This window comes from Streptomyces sp. NPDC102270 (assembly GCF_044766405.1).
Taxonomy (GTDB): domain Bacteria; phylum Actinomycetota; class Actinomycetes; order Streptomycetales; family Streptomycetaceae; genus Streptomyces.
This window is the reverse complement of record NZ_JBIWLX010000013.1, coordinates 163,997-187,688: the sequence shown is the minus strand read 5'-3', so window position 1 is coordinate 187,688 and position 23,692 is coordinate 163,997. Positions and strand designations below refer to the sequence as shown.

The following is a 23,692-nucleotide window of genomic DNA, read 5'->3' as shown; positions in this document are numbered from 1 at the left end:
CAGGCCGCGAGACCCGCGTGCAGATCCGGATGTGGAGACCTGAGATATCCGCATCACGACCCAGGGACCGTCGATGCCGCAGCCAGAGAAAGCGCTCAACCCAGACGCCTCACCGCAGGAGTGGTTTGGTGCAGAACTGCGCTACTGGCGCAAGCGCCATCCCGGTTTGCGTGCCGCTCAGCTCGGGCCAATGGTGCAGGTCAGCCCGGATGTGATCTCCAAGATTGAGAAGGGGCAATACCGGTGCCGGTACGACCTCGCGGAGCGCCTGGACGCGGTCCTCGAGACCGGCGGCGTGCTCACCCGAGCCTGGGGCATGGTGTTCGGCGATGCGGATAAAAAGCACCGTGAAGCGGATAGTGTCCGCCAGGGGCCGGTGGAGGGGGCTCTTCAGGTCCACGGAGGACGCATCCTGGGCAGAGACACTCCAGTCCCGCTACCGGGGAGCCTTCCGCCAGTGGACCGACGCGCTTTCCTGGCCGCCACCAGCCTTGCCGCCATCACTCCGATAGACCTCGCCAGACTCGTAGCCCCGGCCGCACCGCCGGAGCTCCCTAAGCGGATTCGTCCCACCGAGCTTGAGCAGCTGCGCCTCATCGCCGATGGCATCCACCGCTGGGACAACGCCCAAGGTGGTGGGGGCCTGGTCGGCGACTTCGCTAGCCGCTCGATGGAGTGGGCTGTACGGCTGCTGTCCGTCGACTGCCCATCACGGCTTCGCCCGGAGCTCCTCGGCAGCGTCGCGCGGCTGGGCATCGTCGTAGGCGCCACGCACTTCGACGCCTACGCACACGATGAAGCCCGGGTTGCCTTCAAGGTCGCGTCCGAATGTGCGGAGGAGGCCGGGGACTGGTGGCTACGCGCCAAGACGTTCTCCTTCCTGGCTCGTCAGGCGATCTGGCTCGGCGATCCGGACGAGGGCCTGACCTACGCCGAGAAAGGGCTGGTGCGCTCCGACCGGCTAACCCCGACCATTCAAGCCATGCTGCATAGCGCCCGCGCCCGCGCTTTCGGGAAGATGCACGATGTACAGGGCACGCTGGCCTCGGTCGGCGCGGCCGACGACGCATTCGCCTACTCGAACCCGGCGGAGGACCCGCCGTGGATGGCGTACTACGACGAGGCGCAGCACCACGGCGACACAGCCCATGCGCTTTGGGACCTAGCCATCCACGCCGACCAGGACCCGGGTCGGGCTGCGGAACGGTTCACAACGGCGGTCGCTGGACACAGCGACGACTACGCTCGCTCTCGTGGGATTTCCCGTACGAAGCTGGCGTCGCTCGTTATGGCGAAGGGAGACCCGATGCAGGCCATTGCTATCGGCCACAAGGCGCTCAGTGACGTCGGACGCCTCACCTCGCGCAGGGCGGGCGATGACCTCAAGGAACTCCGCCGATTCGCGTCGGAGCACCGCACGTTGGAGGAGGCGGCGCACCTCCGGCAGCGAATCACGACTACCTTGCAGGCATGACGATCTCGGCTGGACCCGCCCGTGCCGTACTGGAAGAGGCTTGCGCCCTCGCCGGGCTCGAGCCCGCAGGCGCCGAGCCCGTTCGCATCGCCGAGAACGAAATCTGGCGCCTCCCCGGCAATGTGGTCGTCCGTATCGCCCGCGCAGGCCAGTGGAAGGCCGCGGTGCGTGAGATCCTCGTGGCTCGGTGGCTTGCCGACAACGGGGTGTCGGCTGTCCGCGCGCTGCCGGCCGAGCAGCCCATCGAGGCTGCCGGACGACCCGTGACGTTTTGGGTCGAGCTTCCGGCGCATGAGGCTGGCAACGTCATGGATGTTGTCACGTTGCTGAAGCAACTTCACGCATTGCCGGTCCCGGATCTGCCGCTCGACAGGCTGGACCCGTTCGTACGTGTGCCCGAGCGGATCGAGGCGGCCACATCGCTGTCGGAGGATGATCGCGCCTGGTTGCGGGATCGGCATGTGGAACTTCGCGAGCGCTGGGAGCACCGGCCCCATGGCCTGCCCGAGTGTGTCGTGCACGGTGATGCGTGGGTGGGCAACGTCGTCCGCACGACGGCCGGTCCGGTAATGCTGGACTTCGAGCGGGCCTCCGTCGGGCCGCCAGAGTGGGACCTGGTGTCCACCGCGGTCAAAATGACCACGACCGGCGCCGTCACCGCGGCCGAGTACGCCAAGTTCTGTGCGACGTACGGCACGGACGTCACGCAATGGGAGGGGTACGACCTCCTCGCCGGTGCCCGCGAGTTGCGCATGACAACCTACGCGGCCCAGCACGCCGTGACGCGTCCCCAGTGGCAAGCCGAGGCTCAGTATCGCGTTGACTGCCTGCGCGGCCGTGCAGAGCCGCGCCCCTGGCGCTGGAAGGCGATCATGTAGCGGAGGGCGTATTCCATGTATCCGGTTGAACGTTCCAACCAACGCCTCGCTCTGCGCGAACTCGCCCTTGAGGACGTGGATGCGGTGCTCGCCATCTACGGAAGCGCCGAGGCTACGGAACACCTGTCGTTCGAACCGCGTACCCGTGAGCAGGTTGCGCAGATTGTGGCCCGGTCGATTGCTTCCGCCACCGCGACCCCACGCACGGAGTACGCGCTCGCCGTCATCGAACGGGACATGAACGAGCTGATCGGGTTCGGCCGCCTTGCCACCGACCCACATCAGCAGCGCGGAGCCACCTTGGGCTTCGCTCTGCGCCCAGACGCGTGGGGCGTCGGCTACGGCGTGGAGACGGTGCGGTTGCTGCTCAGCGTCGGGTTTGACGACCTGGGCCTTCACCGCATCTGGGGAGCGCGGTCCCCCCTCAACGACGCGTCGGCCAAGACGATGGCAGTCGCTGGCATGGTCGAGGAAGGAGTGATCCGCGAACACGTCCTGAAAGCCGGGCAGTGGCGAGACTCCGTCGTGCACGCGATCCTCGACCGAGAGTGGCAGTTCGCCACCCGGTACAAGACTCCTTCCGAACCAGATCACTAGTAGGACTCCGTTAGGTTGCTCTGGCTCTTGGGTTCTGGCTGGTGGCGGATGTTCTGGGCAGGGGGCGGTGGCAGGTGGTGCAGGTACCGGTCCAGCAGTTCAGCAGGTCCTGGATGGCGTCGAGGATCTGGTAGAGGGTGAGTTGGCTGTATCGGCTTTTGGGGCCAGTCGCTGTTCGGTGAGGAACGCGTGGGCGGCGGTGACCAGGGTGACGTGGTGATGCCAGCCGGTCCAGGAACGTCCCTCGAAGTGGTCCAGGCCGAGGCCGTGCTTGAGTTCCCGGTAGTCGTGCTCGATGCGCCAGCGGATCTTGGCCAGGCGGACCAGCTCGGCCACCGGGGTGTCGGCGGGCAAGTTGGACAGCCAGTAGTCGGTGGGTGCTTCGGCGTCTTCGGGCCATTCGGCCAGCAGCGTCACTTCGGGCAGGATGCCGTCCCAGTGGCCGTGTTCGGCGGTGACGGCGGCCTGGGCCAGACGGCGGGCCCGGACCCCTGCCGGCCGCACCCGCAGTGCCAGAAAGCGCGAGCGCATCGGCCCGCGAGAGCCTTCCCGCCACCTCACCTCGGTGAACGCCTGCCGCCCATGGCCGGCCGCCAGCGCGGCCACCGAGGACGGCTTGTCGCGGTAGCGGGGCTGCGGCCTGCGGCCGTTTCCGGACCACGCCGGGGCGGTGGGCTGCACGTCGTGCGGGTGGACCGTCACGTCCGAACGGATGGCCACGACATAGCCGATGTCCCGGCCGGTCAGGCCGTCGCGGAAGTCGGCGTTCTGCCCGTAGCCGGCGTCGGCCACCACCACCGGCGGCACCAGACCCCACCCGGCCAGCTCATCGATAGTGTCCAGGGCCAGGCGCCACTTCTCCCGGTGCCCGACCTCTTGCGGAATACCCGTCTTGCGCCGCCGTACGGCATCGTGCGCCCACTCCTGCGGCACGAACAACCGCCACTGCAGCGGACAGGATGCGGTGTCGGAGACCGCGTGCACGCTCACCGCGACCTGGCAGTTGGCCTGCTTGCCCAGCGCCCCGCAGTACTGGTGCGCGACCGCCACCGACATTCTTCCGTCCTTGGGGAACGACACGTCATCGACCGCCCAGGCATCCGGGCCGATTTGCGGCACCATCCGCTGGGCGATCCGCCGCCGTACCGGCACCGGATCCCAGGTCGACTGGTTCACGAACTGCTGCAGGTTCTGCTCGTTGCCGTCCGGCAGCCGTTCCGCCATCGGCTGGATCGACTTCCGCCGTCCGTCCAGCATCAGTCCCCGCAGATAGCAGTCGCCCTTCGCCCGCTGATCCTTGCGCGGCACCGACGAGAACACGTCAGCTACGAATAACGCCAACGTCGCCCGAGCACGGTTCACTTCATGTGCGTCCACACCCCCAACATGCCCCCAAACACGACAGCGAGGCAGACCTAACGGAGTCCTACTAGGGTCTGTCCGACGGATCTTGTAGGCCGTGCTGGCGCAAGGCGGTGGTTGCACGCTTGCCTGCGCGGCTTCTAAATCACGCGACACCGCAGCCGAGCTGTGGGAACCTCACCCGCGATGACACAACGAACCGATACACCCCCCACGTGGGACGAACGTACGCAGCTGGCCACTTTCCTGGATTACGCCCGTGACACGGCGCGAGCCAAGTGTGAAGGCGTGTCCGAGGAAGATGCCCGCAAGGCACCGCTCCCGAGTTCACCGTTGATGACGATGTGCGGGCTGATCAGCCACCTGCGATGGGTCGAGCATCACTGGGTCCAGGTGATGTTTCTCGGCGAGGAGCCCGAGGGGCCGCTCACGGCGGCGACCGACGACGACCCCGACCCCGAGATGCGGACAGCGGTCGACATCCCGTTGCCCCAGCTTCTCGCCGAGTACGAGGAACAGAGCGCCCGCTATCGCCGCCTGGTGGCCGACCGCGACCTGAACTCCAAGGCCGAACGTCCTATCGGCGACGGCCGCCACGTGGACCTGCGTTGGGTAGTCCTCCACCTCATCGAAGAGATTTCCCGCCACAACGGTCACCTCGATGTCGTGCGTGAACTCGTCGACGGACAGACCGGCGTCTAACTTCTGCCTGGCATTCATGGGCGGAGCCAGAGTCTGATCGAGGCGAGGGTGACGGCGCCGTGGAAGACATAGGCGCGTTTGTCGAACCTCGTGGCCACGGCCCGGAAGTTCTTGAGGGCGTTGATCGTTCGCTCAACTTCGTTCCTCCGCTGGTAGATCGTCTTGTCGAAGCCGGCGGGTCGGCCACCTTTGCTGCCCCGGCGTTGGCGGTTGGCCCGCTGGTTCTTCGGTTCGGGGATTGTGTGCTTGATCTGGCGCAGGTAGCGGCGGTTGCGGCGGGAGGAGTACGCCTTGTCGCCGCCGAGGTGGTCGGGCCGGGTGCGCGGGTGTCCGCCGCCGAGGCGGCCGACGCGAATGCGTTCCATGACCGGGATGAGCTGCGGGGCGTCACCCCACTGACCCGGCGTGATCAGCAAGGCCAGGGGGCGGCGTCCACCTTCGCTGGCGAGATGAATCTTGCAGGTCAGGCCGCCCCGGGAGCGACCGAGTCCCTCGTCGGGGCGGTGCTGCCGGGGCGTGCGTCTTTTCCCGACAGCACCGGCGCCGTCTTACGGGCCCCGGCGGCGTGCTGGTGGGCCCGGCAGGAGGTCGAATCGACGCTCACCATCGACCAGTCGATCCGGCCCTCCGCGTCGGCGTCGGCCAGGACGGCCGCGAGGATCCTGTCCCACATGCCGTCCGCCGACCAGCGGCGATGCCGCTCGTACACGGTCTTCCACGGACCGAAACGCGCAGGCAGATCCCGCCACGGCACCCCGGTGCGCAGCCGATACAGGATGCCGTTGATGACCTTGCGGTGGCTAACCCAACGGCCGCCTGGCTTACCGGACTTCGGGAGATGCAGCTTCAGCCGGGCCCACTCCGCGTGCGTTAAATCTCCTCGCCCCATGCCCATGCCAACGACCCGAGACCGATACCGTCACAAGATCCGTCGGACAGACCCTAGCCCGACACCAAGGTCGCCGAGCTCTGCAGGGTGGCGTCGAAGAAGCCTGCGCGACATGGACCAGCGTCCTGGATGCCATGGAGGAGGGGATCTACTCCGGCCGGGCGCGACAGAGGGGCGTCGAGATGCGACCACTTCTGTCGCCCTACCGGAAGCGCGGCATCTCCACGGTGGGCGTACTTGATGCCCGCGCTGCGGCGTAGCTGGCCCAAGTAGATTGAACGCAAGTGTCGTTGAGACGTAGTCGAAAGGCTGGACCATGACTCTGGAGATCAAGCCGATCGGGGAAGTCGTCGCGGGCCGTAGGGAGGTTGGGGACGACTATTGGGGCGACATCGAGTCGGTAATTCAGCTTGATGAGGATGAGTTTCCACTCGACTCTGTGGAGGGCTTGGAGGAATTCTCTCATTTGGTGGTTGTGTGGCACTTCGACCAAGCGTCCCCGAGTGACGTCGAGTACCACGCCCGCAGCCCGCGAGGAAACCCGCAGTGGCCGGCAACAGGCACCTTCGCGCACCGCAACCACCGGCGCCCCAATCAGCTCGCGCAGTCCTTCCCTCGCCTGTTGGGAGTCGACGGCCTCCGTCTACGGGTGACCGACCTGGACGCCGTGGTCGGTACAAGAATTTACGACCTCTCTCCGTTCTTTATCGAGATGGGGCCGCGCGGCCCGATTTACGAGCCCGCGTGGCCTAGTGAGATGCTGGAAAACTACTGGGTAGAGAAGGGCTGAAGAGGGGCGCAGTCCGGCTGGGGGCAGGTTGTCGTCGGTGACCTCGATCCGCAATTCGCTGTCGGGGTGGTGGACCCGAGGTCTCACGCCTCCGGTACTGTGCTCGACGGCGTTGGTGACAACTCGGAGAATGGCTAGGGCGTCCGCCGTCGGCCCCAGCACGCGACTTGAGCCTACAAAAGGCCGATAACAGTCGGTGAAGGGCAGGCGGCGATCGGTCGGCTTCATGCCCGACCGTGAACGCGTACGGCTCACAGTTATGGTGGCTGATGCGCGAGGACGGCGACTCTTCGGGAGCGAGCCCCGGCGTATCCGGGTATCAGGGGCTACACGATGGGTGGCGAGGTCGTTCCGACCCACGATCTTGTTACCCCCGCTCTCCGAGAGAAAGCAGGGGCAGGTGTGTCTCATGGTGATCCGCGGTCGCTGTGGCCACCAGTCGATGGAATGGATCAAGCAGGCAGAGAGATGACCGGCGCCGATCCGCGGCTCGCCCAGGTGCTGCCAAGCCCTCGCCGCTGGCCTCACCGTCCCAAACCTTCAGAACAAAAGCCTGACATGCATCCTCCAGCATGACTGACTAATATGGAGAGGAAGAGGCAGCCGGAGTCCCAGAGTCCGGCAACTGGGGTTGTCCGTTTAGTCGAAGCGGCACAGCTCGCCAGCCGAGACTGGACCATTTGCAGATTAACTCACTCTCCGGTCCCTCGGCAACGCCCTTCTGCCTGGAGATGGTCAGCGTGTCCGCCGATAAACCCATCCTTCTTCTAGTTCATTCCGATCCGTGGATGCGGCGCGAGCTAACCCAGGAAATACTCACTTGGTCACACAGCGACCTTGATGTGATTGCTGTGGCAAGCGAGAGCGAAGCTTACAGCGCAATCTACGGAAAGCCAAAGGCGCAAGAACTCATCGCTATAGTAATTGCTGACGAGAAGTTGATTGACGACGACGGCGAGCTGTTCCTTCTGGGAATTCGTAGGAAATTCCCAGGAGCTTCACTGGCATTGCTAACCATGCGCGACGATGCGAGCAGTGACGGCATACGCAGGGTTTCCAGTTCTCCCATTTCGCTGCGCGAGGCAATCAAGCCTTTGTACACCTCCTGGAGCCCTCGTAAGCCCAGCGTGGTAATAGCAGGCCCTAAGGGCTCGAGCCGGGCTGATGAGCTGACAGATTTTCTCTACCGCAACGCCGCCATATATGACTGGTCGGACGAATCGGGATCCGAGATCTCTGTGACGATCGGTAGCAAGCGGTGCAAGAACTGGACACTAGAGGACCTCTTCAAGGAACTCCGGATTTTTCCGGACCCGAAACACCTAATAGATCACCCATACGACGTAGTCATTGTCGGGGCAGGGCCTGCAGGCTTGTCCGCCGCCCTCAGCGCTAGCGTGAACGCTGGATTCTCCACTCTGCTGATAGAAAGCCACGCCCCGGGCGGATCTGCCGCGACCTCCATCAATCCTATCGATAACTATCTCGGTTTTCCAGACGGCATTTCTGGGCTGGCGCTAACCAGTCGGGCCATCCGGCAGGTTAGCGATCTCAGCACGGTCGACTTCATGCCTATGCTCAGGGCGCGATTGATCAAGCACGACAAGGGCCCTCACGGTCACGGCCGCTATCTAGTTGGTACGACTAATAGCTCTACCGGACAGTACGTTGAAGTATCTGCGGGGATGGTGCTTCTAGCCTGCGGAATGCAGCCGCATAAGCTCGACTTGAAACTTCCACAAAGGGGCGTATATTACGCAGCGCTACCCTGTGACCAACTGCGAGAGAGGGGCAAGGATGTCGTAGTTGTGGGAGGTGGTAATTCTGCCGGTATGGCCGCCTTGCAGTTCGCGGCAGAGAGTCGATCTGTCTACATCGTCGCCGCAAAAGGATTCGACCTGATGTCGCAGGCGATACAGGAGGAGATAGCAACAAAAAAGAACATTGAGATCCTACCTCAACACAGGGTGATCGGATTCGGCGGGAAAGAACAGTTGACGTACGTGAAAGTAAGGGGCGATAGAGATCCGACGGGGAAAGTCAGGAAAATCAATACGACCTCCGCTTACATATTGATCGGCGGTAAGCCGGATACGAAATGGCTCCACCCAGATGCTGACACTCAAGCTATGGGAGCAGAGAAGGTGGATCTGACTAGGGCTTGGTGCATCAAAACTGACCACTTCTTGAGGTACCACAGGGGTAAACTTTCGTTTGAAACTAGCCTGCCCGGCGTGTTTGCCGCAGGTGACGTACGCGTTAATGCGCTGCGACGCATAGGACAGGCAGCGGGGCAAGGTGCAGCAGCAATCGCATCCATGGAAACCTACGCGGCTGAGCACTCCAAGATCCTCAGAGACGAGACGAGCCCGGCCTATACAAGATTCTCGATACTCCGGCTCTCTCCCTAACCGGTCAGCTATATCAAGCGCACCAACGGCCGCCGGTCTCTATCCTAGAGCTCGTAACAGGATCACGAGCGGGCCTTCTTTAGACGTCTTCAGCGGATGAGGCTGCAGTCCAATGAGACAAAGGTGGCGTGGATTTCGTTCGGCGTTCCCAGCGGACGGTGAGGCGCTTGAACTGATGGAGCGGGGCGAAGGTCTGCTCGACGACGTAACGGAGTTTGCCCAAGCCCTTGATGTTCGGGTCGCCCTTTCGGGAGATGACCGGCAGGATTCTGCGCCTGCGCAGCTCACGCCGGTTGGGGTCGTAGCCCTTGTCACCGAGAAGCGCGGCGGAGCGGCGGCCGCGGGCGCCCAGGACGTCCGGCCACGGGCGGGATGCCGTCGATGAGGGTGAGGGTCTGGGTGACGTCGTCGACGTTGGCCGCGGTGGTGATGACCTTGAGCGGGGTGCCTCGACCGTCGCAGATCAAGTGATGCTTGCTGCCCGTCTTCCGCCGGTCGACCGGCGACGGACCGGTGTCGGCTCCCCATTTTTCGCGCGGACGTGGGAGCCGTCCACACACGCTCTGGACCAGTCGAGTTCGCCGACCGCGTTCAGCTCGGCAAGCAGGATGCGGTGCAACTGGTCGAAGACGCCGGCCTGCTGCCAGCGATCCAGACGCCGCCAGCAGGTCTGTCCCGAGCCGAACCCCAGCTCCAGGGGCAGGAGTTGCCAGGCTATGTCGTTGTGGAGGACATACAGGATGCCCTGCAGACACAGCCGGTCTGCCACCGGCTGCGGGCCCGGCGACTTCTCTGGCCAGGGCGGCAGCAGCGGTTCGATCAGAGCCCACAAGTCGTCGTGCACGATCCACGGCCGAGTACCCACACCATCCCGAACGGCCGAATCGTCACATCGGTCACGCCCGACGAGGGCACTTCAACAAGATCCTTTTACGAGCTCTTATGAGGTTGGGATGGGGAATTGGTCAGTCCGACCGCCGCTGGTATTGCAGTCCTGGCGCGCGGTCGAGATCGAGTATGAAGCTGTCGGGCGTGGGCCCGCTATCGTCGGCCGACGCGGTCGGGAGCGTGAGAGTGTAGCCCTTCGCCGCATATGTCGCGACCCCACTGCGGGTGAGAAAGTCGTGCGTTCCTCTGCGCCACAGGTAGAGCGAACTCTTGCTGCGCGTCAGGCGTAGGGTGCCGGGCACCTCGTCGCAGGCGTATGTGCCGAGCGGGATATGGGGTGTGTCGGCGCCGCTCCTTTCCGCGACGATGGGTGTGGGTTCGGGCTGGCGGTGCAGGAGTTTGGACAGGTCGGCTTCGAGTGTGCGACCGAGTTCAGCGCGGGCAGCGGCAGCGACCTGGTCGGCGGCGATGCTGGCATGGTTGGACAGACAGATGATGCGGAGCCCCGCGCGGGTGAGGTGTGCGGCGGCGGAAAAGCCCTGCTCATGGCCGTAATGGAAGACGGCCGCTCGGCCGGGCCGCGGGTCGCCATACAGCCCGGGCCCGTACGTGAACGGCGGGTGGTCGCTTGGCCGGTAGTCGACATGGCGCTCATGCGGAAGTCCGTCGGCGGCTGACTCGCTCCATTCCTCCCAGAGGTATCCGAGCCAGCGATCCAGGTCGGCGGCGGTGGACCACAGGGAGCCGGGGCCGGGCAGTGTGACCGGGCCCTGCTGGTGCTGCCAGCCGTCGGCCGTCACGTGGTAGCTGGCGGCAGCACCGGGGATGACCTCGCGGGGATCGGTCTTGAAGCGGGCCGCGGTCATGCCGAGCGGCGCGAAGACCTGCCGGTCGGCGATCTGCTGGAGCCCGGCGCCGTGGACCTGGGCGAGGACCTCCGCGAGGAGGAGGTAGCCGGTGTTGCTGTACAGGAAACGGCCCGGCTCGACGGCTCGGCGTTGCTGGCGGTAGGCGAGTTGGAGCAGGTCGTCGGCGGTGTAGTGGTCGAGGTCGCGGAAGCCGGCCAGGGACAGCAGGGTCTCGGCGTCCCGGATGCCGCCGCGGTGCCGGATGAGGTCGGCGACGGTCACGTCGGGGATGCGGAAGTTGGGCAGGATGTCGCGCACCGGCCGGTCCAGGGAGAGGAGGCCGTCGCGGGCGGCGCGTACGCACAGGTAGGCGGTGATCTGTTTGGCAATGGAGCCGACGTTGAATGCGGTGTTCTCCCCGATGGACACGGCGAGTTCGAGGCTGGCGGTCCCAGTGTGCGCTTGGACTCGCGGGCCGTCTACGGGATGAGCCAGGAGGATCACGCCAGGCTGGGCCAGTCGGTCCGTGGGTGCGGCCGGGCTGCTGTCGGGGCTCACAGACTGATCGCTTCGTGGTGGACGGCGTGCAGGTGCTGGCGCAGGTCGGGATCGGTGATCAGATCGAGCGCGTGGGCGTGGTCGTCGACGGTTCCGGCGAGCAGTCCGCGCTGCTGGTCCAGATATGTGGACAGGAACCGGTGGAGATCGCCGCTGGTGGAGGGGAGGACGCGGGCGGTGTAGATCATGGTGAGGGGGAAGGCGAAGCAGGCGTGAAGGAAGCCGAAGGCGGGCCGCATCGTCCTCTTCCACGGGGAGTAGAACGTGGCCTCCTCGCTGATCTTGCAGGCAGTGGCGGCGAGGGCGTCGTTGAGCCAGTTGTGGCCCGCCTCATGGACCAGGTCGCGGGCGAGCACTACGGGGTCGTCGACGTGGTCGCAGTAGATCGTGCCGGGCAGCCGGGTGATGGTCCAACTGTCGAGGGTGTCGCCGAGCTTCTTGCGGTGCAGCAAGCATAGGACGACGGCGTGGCCGGCGAGCAGACCGGCGAAGCCGTGGCGGGCGCCGACGTCGTACGCGGCGGCGGCGAGTTCCCGCAGGTCCGGTGGGGCGGGGATGGTGTCGGGACCCAGTACGTAGTAGGGGGTCTCGGAGATCGCCGAGTGGGGCATGCGGTCCGGGTCGGGCGCGACCACGATGCGCGGGCCGATGACGGTGGGCACGGACAGCGCCGGGGCGTTCGTGTCCGGGTGAGCGCCGTACCAGTCGAAGGTGGCAGTGTCGCGGGCGCGGGCGGCGGCCTCGGCGCCTTCGAGGACGTGGTGGGCCAGGCAGTAGTCGGCGGCCGAATTCGCGGAATCGGGTGTGCCGTCCTGGTACTGGCCAGCGGATTTGAGGACGGTGCGGATCCGGTGGGTGCGGTCGCGGTGCTGGGCCGGGATCGGGGCGAAGGAGAGGGCAGTGGCGGGAGCGTCCACGGGGCGGGTCCTTCCGACAGCAGCTGGGCCTGGGGCCGGGCCCTTGGCGGTCCGGCCCCAGGAGGTGCTCACCGGCGATGTGCTGCCGGTATGGTGCGCGATGTTCAGGCGTCGGTGCCTGCGGGGGCCTCGGTCATCGCGGGGGCCTCGGCGGTCGGCCAGCCCTTCGCGGAGACGCTGGAGGTGTGAGCGGTGGTACGGACGGTGGTGTCGTCGCCGCGCAGGTCGTCCACGGCAGCCAGGAACTCGCTGATTCGGTCGTCGGTCATGAGTGTGCTCGTCCTTCCGATCAGGGGTGATAGGGCGGTGCACCTTCTGGGACCGGGCACCGCGGGGGCGAGCGTGCGGTGGGCATCGCGGTCTCCTTCCGGACGGCGGCGGGTTCAGTGGCTGCGCGGGGGCGGCGTGGCGGCGGGGGTGGCCGCCTGGCGCAGGGCGTCGCGCAGCTCGCTTATGGCGGGCCGGTCCTCGGGCGTGGGGGCGAGCGCGGCGGAGATAAGCAGGCGCAGGTCCGGTGGGGCGGCGCCGAGGCGGGAGTGGCCGTGCCGGGGCATGTCCTCGCAAAGGAAGCGGTAGGTCAGGACGGCGAGGCTGAAGACGTCGGCAGCCGGGGTGGCGCGGTCGTAGGAGGTGGCGTACTCGGGGGGCCAGTGCACTTCCGGGCCGCGGGTGGCGGGTCCGCGTGGGGTGTCGGTGTGGCGTGCGGCGCCGAGGTCGGTGATCAGCCCGTGGCCATCGTGGATAAGGATGTTCTCCTGGTAGACGTCGCGGTGCACGATTCCGCGCTCATGGAGGGTGCGCAGGCCCTCGGCGACGTCGGCCAGCAGGCCCAGCCCGGCAGCCTTCTCTCCAGGCGTGAGAGTCGGGGCGGTGGTGAGATGGGAGCGGAAGTTGCCGCCGGGGCAGAAGGGCATGGTGTACCAGTCGAACCGGTCGGTGCTGCCCTCCTCCAGCAGCGGCACGACGTGGTGCGCGCCTTTTGCGGCGCGGGTGACGGCAATCTCGTGACGGAAGTCCTCGCGGGTCAGGGCCCGTTCGGTTTCCGTCATCTCTGCGTACCAGTAGAAGCCGTAGGCGGCCTTGCGGGCGCTCTCATCGAGTTCGGCCAGGACGTGGTTGCTGCCGAAGCCGGCCTTGAGGACCACCGGGGGCCCATCGTCGTGGCTGGCGAGGACCAGGGTGCTGGCGCGGGTGAAGGAGAGAAGGTCGTGGACGTGCCAGCCGTCGTGGCGGAGCTGGTTGAGGACCCAGGCTGCGGGGTGCATCGGGTGCAGGTGCATGGGGCGGCTCCTCATCTTCGCGCCGTGGGCGGGGCGGCGTTGTGCAGCCGGTCCAGGCAGGCGGCGGTCAGCAGGTCGAGGTCGGGCTCGTCGGTGCACGGGTGGCGCAGTACGGGCAGCCCGGTTGTATCGGTCCACGCGGTGGCGGCCTGCTCGTACAGGTCGGCGAGCCGGGCGGCAGTCGGCGGGTCCTCGCCGAAGCGGCGGGCGGTGGCCCGGTGGGAAAGCCGGGTGCGGCACAGCTCGGGCGCGGTGGTCAGGAGGACGGTCAGCTCCGCCCTGGCAGCCTTCACGCTGGCGAGCTGTTTCACGTAGTCGGTGACGGGGCGGTTGTGGAGCAGGGCGAGCAGGCAAGCTGTAGAGAGGGTGAGGCGGTCGGCGACCACCGGGCCCAGGGACAGGGCGGGGGCGAGGTTGTGGCGGGCGTGGAGCTCCAGGTCCAACCGGGCGGCGGCGACCGCGTGTTCGGCAGTGGCCGCCGGGCGGCCGGCCCGCAGGCCGATGATGGTGCGGGTGGCTGGCAGCGACAGCCAGGAGAATTGGCCGATGTGCCCGAGGACGCGATTGTCGGCCGCGGTGACGCCCAGGAGCTGGTCGCGCAGGGTGCTCTTCCCGGCTCCGGCAATTCCTTCCAGGGCGAGCAGCACGGGCCTCACCCCTTGGGTTCCTCGGCGATGAGCCAGCTGATGAACTTCGCGACCCGGCCATGGGTGACCGGTTCGGTGCCGTGGGTGAGTTGGGAGCCGTAGAGCAGGGCGGTGCCCACGGCGGGGTTCACGCTCCACCGGGTGCGGGGCATGGCTGCGTACCAGTCGGCAGAGTGGTCGGCGCCGTCATGGGCCAGCCACATGCCGTCCGCATAGCCGTGGCGCTGGGCATCGTGGTCCAGGCGGGTGTCCCACAGGCGGTCGCTGGATGCGCTTTCGACGTAGAACGCGCCGCCGGCCTCCGCCGCGTGGATGACCACGCTGATGCCAGCGATCTGCCGGGGCCAGGCGAGCGGATCGGGGGCGATTCCGTCGAGGTGGCCGGTGATGTGCTGGCCGGGGCCGTATTCGACGTAGGTCCACGGGCGGCAGGCTGTGATCGACGGCATGACGCGGGACAGGGCGGGGCGGGCGCGGTCGAAGGCGTGCTGGAGCAGGTGCTCGGGCTCGTCCGGGATCTTGGGGACCTCGACTCGGCCCGCCGGCTCGTACACGGCCATGGCCTGCTCGTGCGAGTGGCCGGGGATCTCGTGGATGGAGGTGGCCCGCTGTGTGCCGAAGTGGGCGCGGTTCTCCTCGGTGAGGAAGGTGTTCATCATGGCGGCGAGTCGGGCGCGCTCCTCGGGGTTCAGGAAGTCCTCGATGCTGCCGACCGTGACGGTCTCGGCTACATGGATCACGAGCCGGTCCTCCTCGTCTCAAGCACGCGTCGGACGTCGTCCAGACCGGTGCAGTGGTTGAGCCAACTGGCCACAGGGTGGCGGGTGGTAGCGGTCGGGTTGGCCCACAGACCCAGCAGCTCGGCGGTCAGCGGCAGCTCCTCGGAGCTGGGCAGCTCGTCCGGCACGGTCAGCCGGTCTAGTGCCGGGCAGGAGACGGCGTGCTGGGCGGCGAAGACCCGGCCGAGCCGGGCCGCCGCCGCGCGGGCGCAGGAGCGCAGGAGTGTTTCGGTGGGCTCGGCCCGTTGGTAGGTGCGGTATTCGGTCTGTGCCCATCCGACGGCGACCGTCCCGCCTGCGGCAGCGATGCGGCAGGTGACGCAGCACCCGCTGCCGGTCTGCGGGCATGGCTCGTGATGAGCCGGGAGGGTGGCGGCGGCTTCGATGAGGGCTGCCCAGGCGGAGTCCGGTAGCAACTCGCCGGCGGTGGACTCGCGGCCTGGTGCCGCACGGTGATTGCAGCACGCCGGGCCTGCCCCGGGCGATGGGCCGGGCTGGAGCGCGGGTTCGATGAACAGGGCCTGGAAGTACACGACCCGCCCCAGTAACTGGTGAATCGTCATCGCGTCGGTGGCGCTACTCACGCCGGCACCTCCCTCGTGGGCGTGGTCGTCTGCGGGACCGGGCAGCAGCAGGCGTCGCCTGCGGCGGGTCGTTCGCCGCGCAGTGCGTCCGCGACGACGTGGGTGGCCGCCTCCAGGGCTTGGAAGTACGCCGGCCAGTCGTACCCGAGGGCCGGGTGTAGCACCAGGTCGAGCACAGGCGTTGTGGCCCCGGTGGCCTCGCACGTCAGCTCCGCCCGCCCCACGGTGACCTGCACCGGGGCAGGCAGCTCGGGGGCCGCCGCGGTGACCGTCCGGCACAGAGCTGCAGCAGCCTGGGCGTACTCGGCCCGGTCGCGCGGGAGGATGCCGACGCGGCGCTCGGTGGCCGGAAGGTCAAGGCCGGTGTACGGGTGGCCCTGGCAGCTGTCGTATGTGACCAGACCCCACGATCGGGTGAATGCGTCGACCAGGGGGCGGACGCTGGTCTCGATTGCTTCGTGCCACTGCGGGTGGGCCGGGTCCAGATCGTCCGCCTCGTGCACGCCAGGCAGGCCAACGGCGTTGATATTGCCGTGCGCGCTGGTGTGCAGCCGCACCGGGGCGCGGTGGGCGTCGGTGCGATCCCAGCGGGCGAGGAATGCTGCGACGTTGCGCATGCTGTTGGGGGTGCGGGGGCGCCAGCGCACCGTACGGCACCAGACCCCCGCCGGGTGGGCGGGCTGGGCGAGGAGCGCGGCGATGCCGTCGATCACCCGTATTCGGTAGTCGCAGTAGGCGTCCTGGTCCCCGGCCTGCTCCTGGCGCCATCGGGTGGCCACACAGCCGCCGCCGCACGCGGACCGGTACGAGCACGTCGTGCATCGGTCCATCAGGGCCTTGCCCGCGTTGAGTAGCGGAAGCCGCCGCTGAGCGGCGACGACGCTGGCCTCGTCGGGGATCTGGCCCAGGCGGCCGAGTTGGGCCTCCGGCCAGGGCAGTTCGTCACAACTGCCGAGCCGTCCGTCCGGGTAGAGCGTGAAGACGTGGTCGCACTTCATGCTTGAGAAGTGGCAGAAGCCGCTGTCCAGACCGCGCAGCCGCCTGATGGTGGAGACGGCCGGTTCCAGTTTCAGGCGGGCGAAATACCCGGCGTCGATCCAGCGGACGGCCGCGGCGAGGATCCACTCGGCGTACTCGGCCGGGCTGATCGCCCAGGCGGGCCCATCGGGGCCGCGGACCGCAGCTTCCTGTAGCAGTCGGCTCGCCGGGAGGCGCCGCCCCTGAGCGGTGGTGGAACGCTGGACGGAGGCGTCGAAGCAGGGCACGAAGCTGACGGCGTTGACCGCCTCGAAGCCAGCGAGGTGGTCCAGAACTGCCTCGGCGCGGCCGAGCACCGGCGGGGTGACCGCGGTGATCACACCCGTCTTCCGGCCGCGTGCGGCCAGCAGCCGCAGGGCGGCAGCGATGCGCGGGTAGACCGGCTGGCCGTCGTAGCCGACGCGCCAGGCGTTGCCCGCCGCGTCCCCGTCCAGTGAGATGCCGATCTGTAGGTCCGGGTACAGGGCGTCGAAGAGGTCCAGCCACTCTTCGTTCAGCTGCACGCCGTTGGTCTGGAGGGAGACTCGGACCACGGTGGGCTGGGCGGCCAGTTCGCGCAGGACGTCGGCGACGTGGTCGCGGCCGGCGGTCAATGGTTCGCCACCGTGGAGTTCGACGGCGAGTGGACGCCCCTGGAAGAGCTCGGCGACCCGGCGCACTTGGCCGGCGTCGATCCGCGCTCCGCCTGGGGACTCCTTGCGTTTCTCGTAGCAGTACAGGCAGTCGATGTCGCAGGTCTCACCGCGTAACTTCAAGATCACCGATACGGCGCTGTCCGTGTCCTGGGTGTCCAGGCCGCGGTACAGCTGGGCTATCGGGTCGTGCTGTTCGGTGGTGCGGTGCATCGGCTGCCTCCTGGGGTGGCCGTGACCGGTAGGGGGATCAGTCGTACAGGCGTCCCAGCAGGGCGCCCTGGCCGGACTGCAGGATGTGGGCGGCCTCCAGCGGGATCCAGAAGCACTCGAAGTGCGTGGGCTCCTGTTCCCCGTCGTGGTCCTCCTGGCTCATCCAGCGCTCCGGGGTGGGCTCGGTCAGCTCCAGGTGGAAGACGTGCCGGTGCTGGAGTTCGAACCGGTAGGGACTGATGTCGTACTCGGTCTCGCCGAGCTTCCGCACGATCTTGAAGTCCTTCAGGCCCGTCTCCTCGCGGGCCTCGCGCAGGGCCGCCGCCTCCGACGTCTCGCCCTCGCGGATGCTGCCGGCCGGGACCTGGATGCCCACCTCCTCGTAGCTGTAGTCGGTGTGCCGGAAGACCAGCAACTTCCCGTCGCGTACGACGTAGCACAGCACCTTGTCCTTGGTGACCTTCTCGGGCACGAGAACACCCTTCTGTATTCGATGGAATCGGTCGCGCACCCGGCGGCGCCCAAAGCCAGGGCGCACGGCAGGCACCCCTTGATGACGGGCGGCCGACGCCGGGCAAACGACCTTGAGTCTAGGCCGCGCGACAGCACGTCAAGACAGCCCGAGAATGGTCGAACTGGCTTACGGAATCGGCGAGATGGACTGAAACAACACCCTCGCGGTGCGTCGGCATCGCCCCTCTTCGGCGGTGGTGCCGCTGAGCCGGAACCAGATCTGCTTCCCCCGCAGGAGTGGCTGTGGCTCCAGCTCGTCGACCGAGGGCCGCGGCCCCCGTGTCGGGCCGCGCGGCAAAGTGCTCAGCGAGACGGAACAGGCCAAGGCCAGCAGTTGGCGTACCGCGGCCTCCAGCCGGCCCGGATCCGCGCTGAGGTGCTCGACGCCAGCGCGGGTGAGTTTGTCGGCGAGTCGGCTCTGGCGCAAACGTGGGCGTGTACGTCACGAGGCAGCGCTCCCGGGGACGACGAATCCTGTCCAATGCCGTCTGTTACCGCGACGCTCGGGTGCCCGCTGCCGGACGTTGATGAGTCTATCTCCGGTGACGTAAGGGTGTCGGGCATTTTCGTGTTGGTGATTCAGCCATTTGTTCGATGGCTGTAGCCATGGTGTGGGACAGCAGCCGTGGAAGAGCGAACATCGCGGCCTCGGTGACCGCCAGCTGGCCTCAGGCCCGTGGGTGCGCCTGCGGTCGGACGGGCCGGGGGGCTGGACGGGCCGCCGAGCTGCTCGCGCATCTCGCGGGCGGGTGCGTTGGTCTTCGTCCATGCGAGTGGGGAGTCCCGCAATGAGTCGGGGACGTTGGCCTGCCACGGCTGGTCCCATTAACGGAGAAGGCTGGGCTGCCCTGCCGTCGCACGCCTCGACGCGCCCAAGGCTTCGAAGAGACACCTCAACGGGTGGAAGCGTCGAGAACACGGACTCGCCCAACACCCCTAGGACTCAAGCTAGATAGACTCGGCGGAGTCCGGCAACGGGCACCCGAGTCGCTGCGGTCACAGGCGGCGTACGCATTGAATTACTCATGCTTCGGGAGGCCCACTGTGCCGTGTGTGCTGCCTGCTAGGCGCCGTCGGTTTCACCCCGGCGCTCTTGCTGGGGCGTTGACCGAACCTTTTCCGTCGCCTGCCAGAAGGCCGGGTGCTCTTCAGCTGGCACGTTCGCAGGACGGATCGCCCCGTGCCTGGGCAGTTGGCTTGCGGACCGCGCTGTCAACTGGCCTCCGATCGCACCGCCATGTCGAGGAGGAGAAGGCATTGCCATACCGGTCCGTGATCGGACTTCACCTGGTTCTGATCGAGCAGGGCCGGGTGCTGCTCGGTCTCCGTGCGGGCACTGCTTGGTGTGACGGATGGTGGCATGTTCCGGCTGGCCATCTTGAGGAGGGGGAGTCCTTCCTTGCGGGCATGGTCCGTGAGGCCCGGGAGGAGTTGGGCATCGCTCTCGAAGAGGCGGACTTGGTGGTCGCGCACACGGTCCACGACTACGACCCCAAGACTCGCGAGAGCCGGCTCCAAGTCTTCTTCACCGCCGATCAGTACGCCGGCCGCCCTCATGTCGCGGAACCTGACAAGTGTGCGGAGCTGCAGTGGTGGCCGCTCTCGGCTCTGCCGGAGAAGCTCGTGCGCTACACCCGCCAGGCGCTGATCTGCATTCTGCGGGGCCAGAGCGCGAGCACGCTGGGTGGCCCGATGCCGGCTGAGGATGAACGCGAGCCGGTGGGGCTGATGGCGCCGGAGGATTACGCGCACTCACGCGCGGTCTTCTGGGGCGGCGCCGCGGTGCTCTTCACTGATGCCGAGGGCAAGGTCCTGGTGTTGGACCCGGCATACCGGCCCGGAAGGCTGCTGTTGCCCGGCGGGGCCGTGGACCAGGCGGAGCGGCCGTCGGCCGCGGCGGTGCGCGAGGTGGCCGAGGAACTCGGGCTGTCCGTCGGTGTACGCCAGCTCCTGGCGGTGGACTGGGTCAGCAGGGGCAATCCGGAGTTCGGGAAGGTGTACGGCTTTCCCGGTGAAACCGTCTCCATTTGGGACGGCGGCGTCCTGGAGGAGAGCGACATCGCCCGGATTCACTTGCCCGAGGACGAGATCACCTCGTTCCACTTCCTTCCGCCGGCGCAGGCCGCACGCCGGATGCGCCCGATCGAGAGGCGACGGATGCTCGCTGCCTTGCGCGCCCGGATCGACCGTGCCGGACCCGCCGTGCTGGAAGACGGTGAGACCGCCGGGCTCGGACAGGCACTACAGCGATTGGACGTTGTCCCCCGTATTGCGATCGGCTACCAGGACATCGCCTGGCACCCGGCCATCGAGTCCGCCGCCGGCCTTCCCGTGAAGCAAGCGTGGGTGTGGGCTTTCGACCCGCTCGGCCGGGTCGTCGTCCTCGTGGATCCGCGCGACGGCCATGTCGTCCTGCCCGGCGGAACGGTCGAAATGGACGACGACGGGCCGAAGGCGGCGGCACTGCGTGAAGCCGCCGAAGAGGCGGCTCTGCGCCTGCACGATGCTGCCTACCTCGGCTACGTCCTCGATCCGGACGGTGCGGTCTACGGCCCAGGCACTGGGGCGAACGCCCGGGCACGTTACATCGCACGCATTGGCTCCCTGGGGCCGGCTGCACCGGATGTCGCGACCGGCATCACCTACGGCCGGCTGCTGGTCAGCCCGGTGCAGGCGAGCGAGCTGCTCGGCCTTGGACGCGCCGGAGCCGAACAGGCCGAGTACGCGGCCCAAACGGCGGCAGCCCGCTGGGGAATTCCGCTGAGTCCGCCGCAGGCCGCGATCGAGATCCCCCACACGGGCATGGCGGCCCTCCTGCCCTGACGTCCGCACGTGACGCGCACCTTCGTGCCGGAGTCCTGCCGGCGCGACGCCCTGCACCGCCTTTCTGGCCCTGGAGGAGGACTCTCATGTCCGGCGAACCTGACACCACCGAACAGACTGTCGGCAGCCCTGACCGCGTGGTCACCGACGAGCAACGGGCGTACTGGGCCCAGGTCGAGGCGCCCATGGCCTCCTGCACTGCCCTGATCACCGATGCCGACCGCCGCATTCTCGTGGTCGACCCGACCTACAAGGACGGCTTCGACCTGCCCGGCGGCATGGTGGAGGCCGGCGAAACGCAGATCGAGGGCCTGGAACGTGAACTGGCCGAGGAACTCGACCTGACCGGCGTGCCCATCGGCCAGTTCCTCGTCCTGGACCAGGTCCCCGCTGCCCGCTACGGGCGGGCCATGGTCGTCACGGTGTTCCACGTGGGTCCCCTCACCGATCAGCAGACACAGTCCCTGCGCTTCGCGGACGGGGAGATCGGCGCCGCCGCGTTCCTCCCCGTCGAGGAGGCCCTCGCGCGGCTGCCGCACCGCCTCGCCCGCCGCATCCAGGCGGCGCACGCCGCGCTCCTCACTGGTGTGCCGGCCGTTCTGATCGACGGCAAGTCCCACGTCCCATCCGGCCCGGCCGTGTCGGAGGCGCGATGAAACGGCTCCTGAAACGGGTCTGGAAGACGGAACAGACCGTCTCCGAGTCCGAGGTCGCGCTCTTCGGCGGGGCGCTGCGCTACGACTTCGGCTGGGTACGCCACGAGTACGCGCGACTGGACACCAAATTCGGGCAGGCCGCCCGGATGGTGCCGGCGCTGGTGGGCAGCACCCTGCGCCTGGCCTGGCAGGCGGACCGCCGTGCCCTGTTGACCATCGGGATCGCCGAGGTGGGCCAGAGCATCACCCAAGCCGCCGGGCTGCTGGTCACCAACCAGGTGATCCAAGCCCTGCTCAAGGACGGGGACAACGTCTCCCGGCTGCACGCCGCGCTGCCGGCCCTGATCGTCGGCTGCATCATCGCCATGGTCGGCACCATCCTGGCCTGCCTTTCGACGGCGGGCACCGGGCGGCTGGAACCGAAAGTCGAGAGGCTGGCCACCGAGCAGTTCCTGGAGGGCGCCGCCCGCGCGGAACTCGAGGCCATCGAAGACGGCGAGTTCCGCACGCTCCTGGACTCCGCGTACTTCGGCGCCCAGTCCTCCCGCACCATGATCGGCGTCTGCGTGGCCGTGGTGAACGGATTGTTCTCCCTCGTCGCCGCGGCCGGCGTGGTCACGGTCCTCAGCCCCGTCCTGCTGCCACTGCTACTGCTCATCGCGCTGCCCCGTGGCTGGGGCGCCATGCATGTGGCCCGGCGCCGCTACGCCTCCCGGATGCAGTGGATCGAGCACGAGCGGGCCAAGCGCCTGGTTAACAACCTCATCACCGCCCGGGAATCTGCCACGGAGATCCGCGTTCACCAGGTCGGCCCCTTCCTGCTCGATCACTTCCACGAGATGGGCCAGACCGCCGAGGCCGAACAGACCCGCCTTGCCGACGGCCGCGCGGTCACCGAACTGATTGCCGCGGCCATGGCCGGCCTCGCGTCGGCGGCCACGTTTGCCGGCCTGGGCGTTCTGTGGCTGACCGGCCACATGAGCGCCGCCACCGTGGCCACGGCCGCGCTCGCGATCCGTACCGGCTCAGCAAGCCTCGGCGCCCTCGTCGACAACATCCTGCGGCTGCACGAGGAGTCCCTCTACGTCCGCGACCTCGACCACTTCCGTGACGAAGCCGAACGCCGGGCCATCCCCACGGGCGGCCAGCCCGTGCGCGACTTTCCCGACCAGGTCACCTTCGAGAACGTGTCGTTCACCTACCCCGACCGCGACACCCCCGCTCTGCAGGAGGTAACCCTGACTTTCCCGCGCGGGGCCGTCATCGCCTTGGTCGGCGCGAACGGCAGCGGCAAGTCCACCGCGGTGAAGCTGCTCGCCGGCCTGCACCGGCCCACGGCCGGCCGCATTCTGTGGGGGCAGACCGATCTTGTCGAGGCCGACCGGGTGGACATCTTCCGGCATGTGGCCGCTCTCGATCAGGGCTTCCAGCGCTGGCCCTTCACCCTTCGGACCAACATCCAGATCGGCCAGCCGCAACGCAACGCGGACGACGACATCGCCCGCGCTGCCGCCTACTCGGGCGCCGACAAGCTCGCCGCCGCTCTTCCCCGCGGTCTGGGCACCCTGCTGGCCCGGCAGTTCCGCGGCGGCCAGGAACTGTCCGGGGGGCAATGGCAGACGGTCGGGCAAGCCCGGCTGCGCCATCGGCAGGCGAGCCTCGTCATCGCTGATGAGCCCACCTCCGCCCTCGACCCCGAGGCCGAGATCGAGTCCTTCGAACGCATCCGCCGCCTGGCCGACGAAGGCAAGACCGTCGTGCTGGTCAGCCACCGCATGGCCGGCGTCCAGCACGCCGACATCATCTATGTCCTGGACGAAGGGCACCTCGTGGAGAGCGGTTCCCACCAGGAGCTCATGGCGCGGCCTGATTCCCAGTACCGCCGCATGTACCTCATGCAGGCCAACCAGTACGGCACCGCCGCGCCACTGGTGCTACCGACTCCCTCGGCCAACGGCGAATCACATGCCGCCAGCACCCCCGACTAACAGCCACCACCCGCCGCGCACCGCCCGGCCCGGTGGTGCGCGGCGGCGCAGCAAGTGGGCAGCCGATCCGTTGTGGAGCACGCTGCGCGACCTGCTGGGCTGCCTCGGCGTGATCGCGGTCGGCCTCGCCATCACCACGATCGTCACCCTCCTCACCTCCCACTTCACCGACCCCAGGATCCGTCCGTGACCCACCTCCCGCACAAGATCGTCCTCGGAACCCGC

The 23,692-nt window shown here is 67.6% G+C and carries 21 protein-coding genes and 1 pseudogene; 10 read left to right on the top strand and 12 right to left on the bottom strand.

Going from position 1 to position 23,692, the window contains the following annotated elements; translation table 11 throughout:
* The first annotated feature begins 73 nt into the window (after positions 1 to 73).
* From ACIRP7_RS27645 to ACIRP7_RS27635, 3 genes are read left to right on the top strand one after another with little or no spacing between them, the layout of a single operon-like run.
* Positions 74 to 1,474: a helix-turn-helix transcriptional regulator gene (locus ACIRP7_RS27645; protein ID WP_078935891.1), complete on the top strand. Its 1,401-nt coding sequence runs from the start codon at positions 74 to 76 to the stop codon at positions 1,472 to 1,474.
* Positions 1,471 to 2,352, top strand: a complete 882-nt coding sequence (locus ACIRP7_RS27640; protein WP_403664697.1) for a phosphotransferase family protein — start codon at positions 1,471 to 1,473, stop codon at positions 2,350 to 2,352. The genes ACIRP7_RS27645 and ACIRP7_RS27640 overlap by 4 nt, the downstream gene beginning before the upstream one ends.
* Before the next feature lie 15 nt (positions 2,353 to 2,367).
* Positions 2,368 to 2,949: a GNAT family N-acetyltransferase gene (locus ACIRP7_RS27635; RefSeq protein ID WP_403664695.1), complete on the top strand. Its 582-nt coding sequence runs from the start codon at positions 2,368 to 2,370 to the stop codon at positions 2,947 to 2,949.
* Positions 2,950 to 3,048: 99 nt separating this feature from the next.
* Here the strand turns inward: ACIRP7_RS27635 and ACIRP7_RS27630 are convergent, their stop codons facing one another.
* Entirely contained in the window at positions 3,049 to 4,326 is a 1,278-nt protein-coding gene (locus ACIRP7_RS27630) for an IS701 family transposase (protein WP_403664693.1), read from the bottom strand.
* Between the two features lie 171 nt (positions 4,327 to 4,497).
* On the opposite strand from ACIRP7_RS27630, the gene ACIRP7_RS27625 reads away from it, so the two are divergent.
* Positions 4,498 to 5,013 carry a DinB family protein gene (locus ACIRP7_RS27625; protein ID WP_403664691.1) on the top strand — a complete coding sequence of 172 codons (516 nt, stop codon included), beginning with the start codon at positions 4,498 to 4,500 and terminating at the stop codon, positions 5,011 to 5,013.
* A 14-nt stretch (positions 5,014 to 5,027) separates the two neighbouring features.
* Here the strand turns inward: ACIRP7_RS27625 and ACIRP7_RS27620 are convergent.
* Positions 5,028 to 5,902, bottom strand: a protein-coding gene (locus tag ACIRP7_RS27620) for an IS5 family transposase (protein WP_403664980.1) whose coding sequence is annotated in 2 segments (ribosomal slippage) — positions 5,028 to 5,545 and positions 5,545 to 5,902 — 876 coding nt in all. Because the reading frame shifts where the segments join, the coding sequence is not laid out codon by codon here.
* Between the two features lie 316 nt (positions 5,903 to 6,218).
* Between ACIRP7_RS27620 and ACIRP7_RS27615 the strand changes: the two genes are divergently transcribed.
* Both ACIRP7_RS27615 and ACIRP7_RS27610 read left to right on the top strand, forming a co-directional pair.
* Positions 6,219 to 6,692: a TrmO family methyltransferase gene (locus ACIRP7_RS27615; RefSeq protein ID WP_403664689.1), complete on the top strand. Its 474-nt coding sequence runs from the start codon at positions 6,219 to 6,221 to the stop codon at positions 6,690 to 6,692.
* A gap of 740 nt (positions 6,693 to 7,432) precedes the next feature.
* Complete coding sequence (locus ACIRP7_RS27610) at positions 7,433 to 9,103, top strand: FAD-dependent oxidoreductase (protein WP_403664687.1); 1,671 nt, start codon at positions 7,433 to 7,435, stop codon at positions 9,101 to 9,103.
* Between the two features lie 89 nt (positions 9,104 to 9,192).
* Here the strand turns inward: ACIRP7_RS27610 and ACIRP7_RS27605 are convergent.
* The 10 genes and pseudogenes from ACIRP7_RS27605 to ACIRP7_RS27560 form a co-directional block, all read right to left on the bottom strand.
* Positions 9,193 to 9,950: pseudogene (locus ACIRP7_RS27605) on the bottom strand (IS5 family transposase).
* A 118-nt stretch (positions 9,951 to 10,068) separates the two neighbouring features.
* Positions 10,069 to 11,343 carry a serine hydrolase domain-containing protein gene (locus tag ACIRP7_RS27600; protein ID WP_403664978.1) on the bottom strand — a complete coding sequence of 425 codons (1,275 nt, stop codon included), beginning with the start codon at positions 11,341 to 11,343 and terminating at the stop codon, positions 10,069 to 10,071.
* Between the two features lie 50 nt (positions 11,344 to 11,393).
* A complete protein-coding gene (locus ACIRP7_RS27595) occupies positions 11,394 to 12,314 on the bottom strand; it encodes an aKG-HExxH-type peptide beta-hydroxylase (RefSeq protein WP_403664685.1) in 921 nt (306 codons plus the stop codon).
* Positions 12,315 to 12,418: 104 nt separating this feature from the next.
* The gene (locus tag ACIRP7_RS27590) at positions 12,419 to 12,583 is read right to left on the bottom strand and encodes a hypothetical protein (RefSeq protein WP_167347975.1); all 165 of its coding nucleotides are present in this window, start codon (positions 12,581 to 12,583) and stop codon (positions 12,419 to 12,421) included.
* A 114-nt stretch (positions 12,584 to 12,697) separates the two neighbouring features.
* Entirely contained in the window at positions 12,698 to 13,594 is an 897-nt protein-coding gene (locus tag ACIRP7_RS27585) for a protein kinase (protein WP_403664683.1), read from the bottom strand.
* An 11-nt stretch (positions 13,595 to 13,605) separates the two neighbouring features.
* Positions 13,606 to 14,250, bottom strand: coding sequence for a hypothetical protein (locus ACIRP7_RS27580; protein WP_403664681.1), 645 nt, complete (start codon positions 14,248 to 14,250; stop codon positions 13,606 to 13,608).
* Entirely contained in the window at positions 14,247 to 14,981 is a 735-nt protein-coding gene (locus ACIRP7_RS27575; protein WP_403664679.1) for a hypothetical protein, read from the bottom strand. The genes ACIRP7_RS27580 and ACIRP7_RS27575 overlap by 4 nt, the downstream gene beginning before the upstream one ends.
* The gene (locus ACIRP7_RS27570) at positions 14,978 to 15,604 is read right to left on the bottom strand and encodes a hypothetical protein (RefSeq protein WP_403664677.1); all 627 of its coding nucleotides are present in this window, start codon (positions 15,602 to 15,604) and stop codon (positions 14,978 to 14,980) included. Before ACIRP7_RS27570 ends, ACIRP7_RS27575 begins: the two co-directional genes overlap by 4 nt.
* Entirely contained in the window at positions 15,601 to 17,487 is a 1,887-nt protein-coding gene (locus ACIRP7_RS27565; RefSeq protein WP_403664675.1) for a radical SAM protein, read from the bottom strand. Before ACIRP7_RS27565 ends, ACIRP7_RS27570 begins: the two co-directional genes overlap by 4 nt.
* Before the next feature lie 37 nt (positions 17,488 to 17,524).
* On the bottom strand, positions 17,525 to 17,959 hold the full coding sequence (locus ACIRP7_RS27560) for an NUDIX domain-containing protein (protein WP_107405494.1): 435 nt from the start codon (positions 17,957 to 17,959) through the stop codon (positions 17,525 to 17,527).
* A 1,313-nt stretch (positions 17,960 to 19,272) separates the two neighbouring features.
* Here ACIRP7_RS27560 and ACIRP7_RS27555 point away from each other — a divergent pair.
* The 4 genes from ACIRP7_RS27555 to ACIRP7_RS27540 all read left to right on the top strand — a co-directional run bounded on the left by ACIRP7_RS27555 (position 19,273) and on the right by ACIRP7_RS27540 (position 23,657).
* The gene (locus ACIRP7_RS27555) at positions 19,273 to 20,823 is read left to right on the top strand and encodes an NUDIX domain-containing protein (protein ID WP_403664673.1); all 1,551 of its coding nucleotides are present in this window, start codon (positions 19,273 to 19,275) and stop codon (positions 20,821 to 20,823) included.
* Positions 20,824 to 20,909: 86 nt separating this feature from the next.
* Positions 20,910 to 21,479, top strand: a complete 570-nt coding sequence (locus ACIRP7_RS27550; protein WP_403664671.1) for an NUDIX domain-containing protein — start codon at positions 20,910 to 20,912, stop codon at positions 21,477 to 21,479.
* Positions 21,476 to 23,467, top strand: a complete 1,992-nt coding sequence (locus tag ACIRP7_RS27545) for an ATP-binding cassette domain-containing protein (RefSeq protein ID WP_403664669.1) — start codon at positions 21,476 to 21,478, stop codon at positions 23,465 to 23,467. The genes ACIRP7_RS27550 and ACIRP7_RS27545 overlap by 4 nt, the downstream gene beginning before the upstream one ends.
* Positions 23,445 to 23,657: a hypothetical protein gene (locus tag ACIRP7_RS27540; protein WP_156100460.1), complete on the top strand. Its 213-nt coding sequence runs from the start codon at positions 23,445 to 23,447 to the stop codon at positions 23,655 to 23,657. The genes ACIRP7_RS27545 and ACIRP7_RS27540 overlap by 23 nt, the downstream gene beginning before the upstream one ends.
* The last annotated feature ends 35 nt before the right edge of the window (positions 23,658 to 23,692 follow it).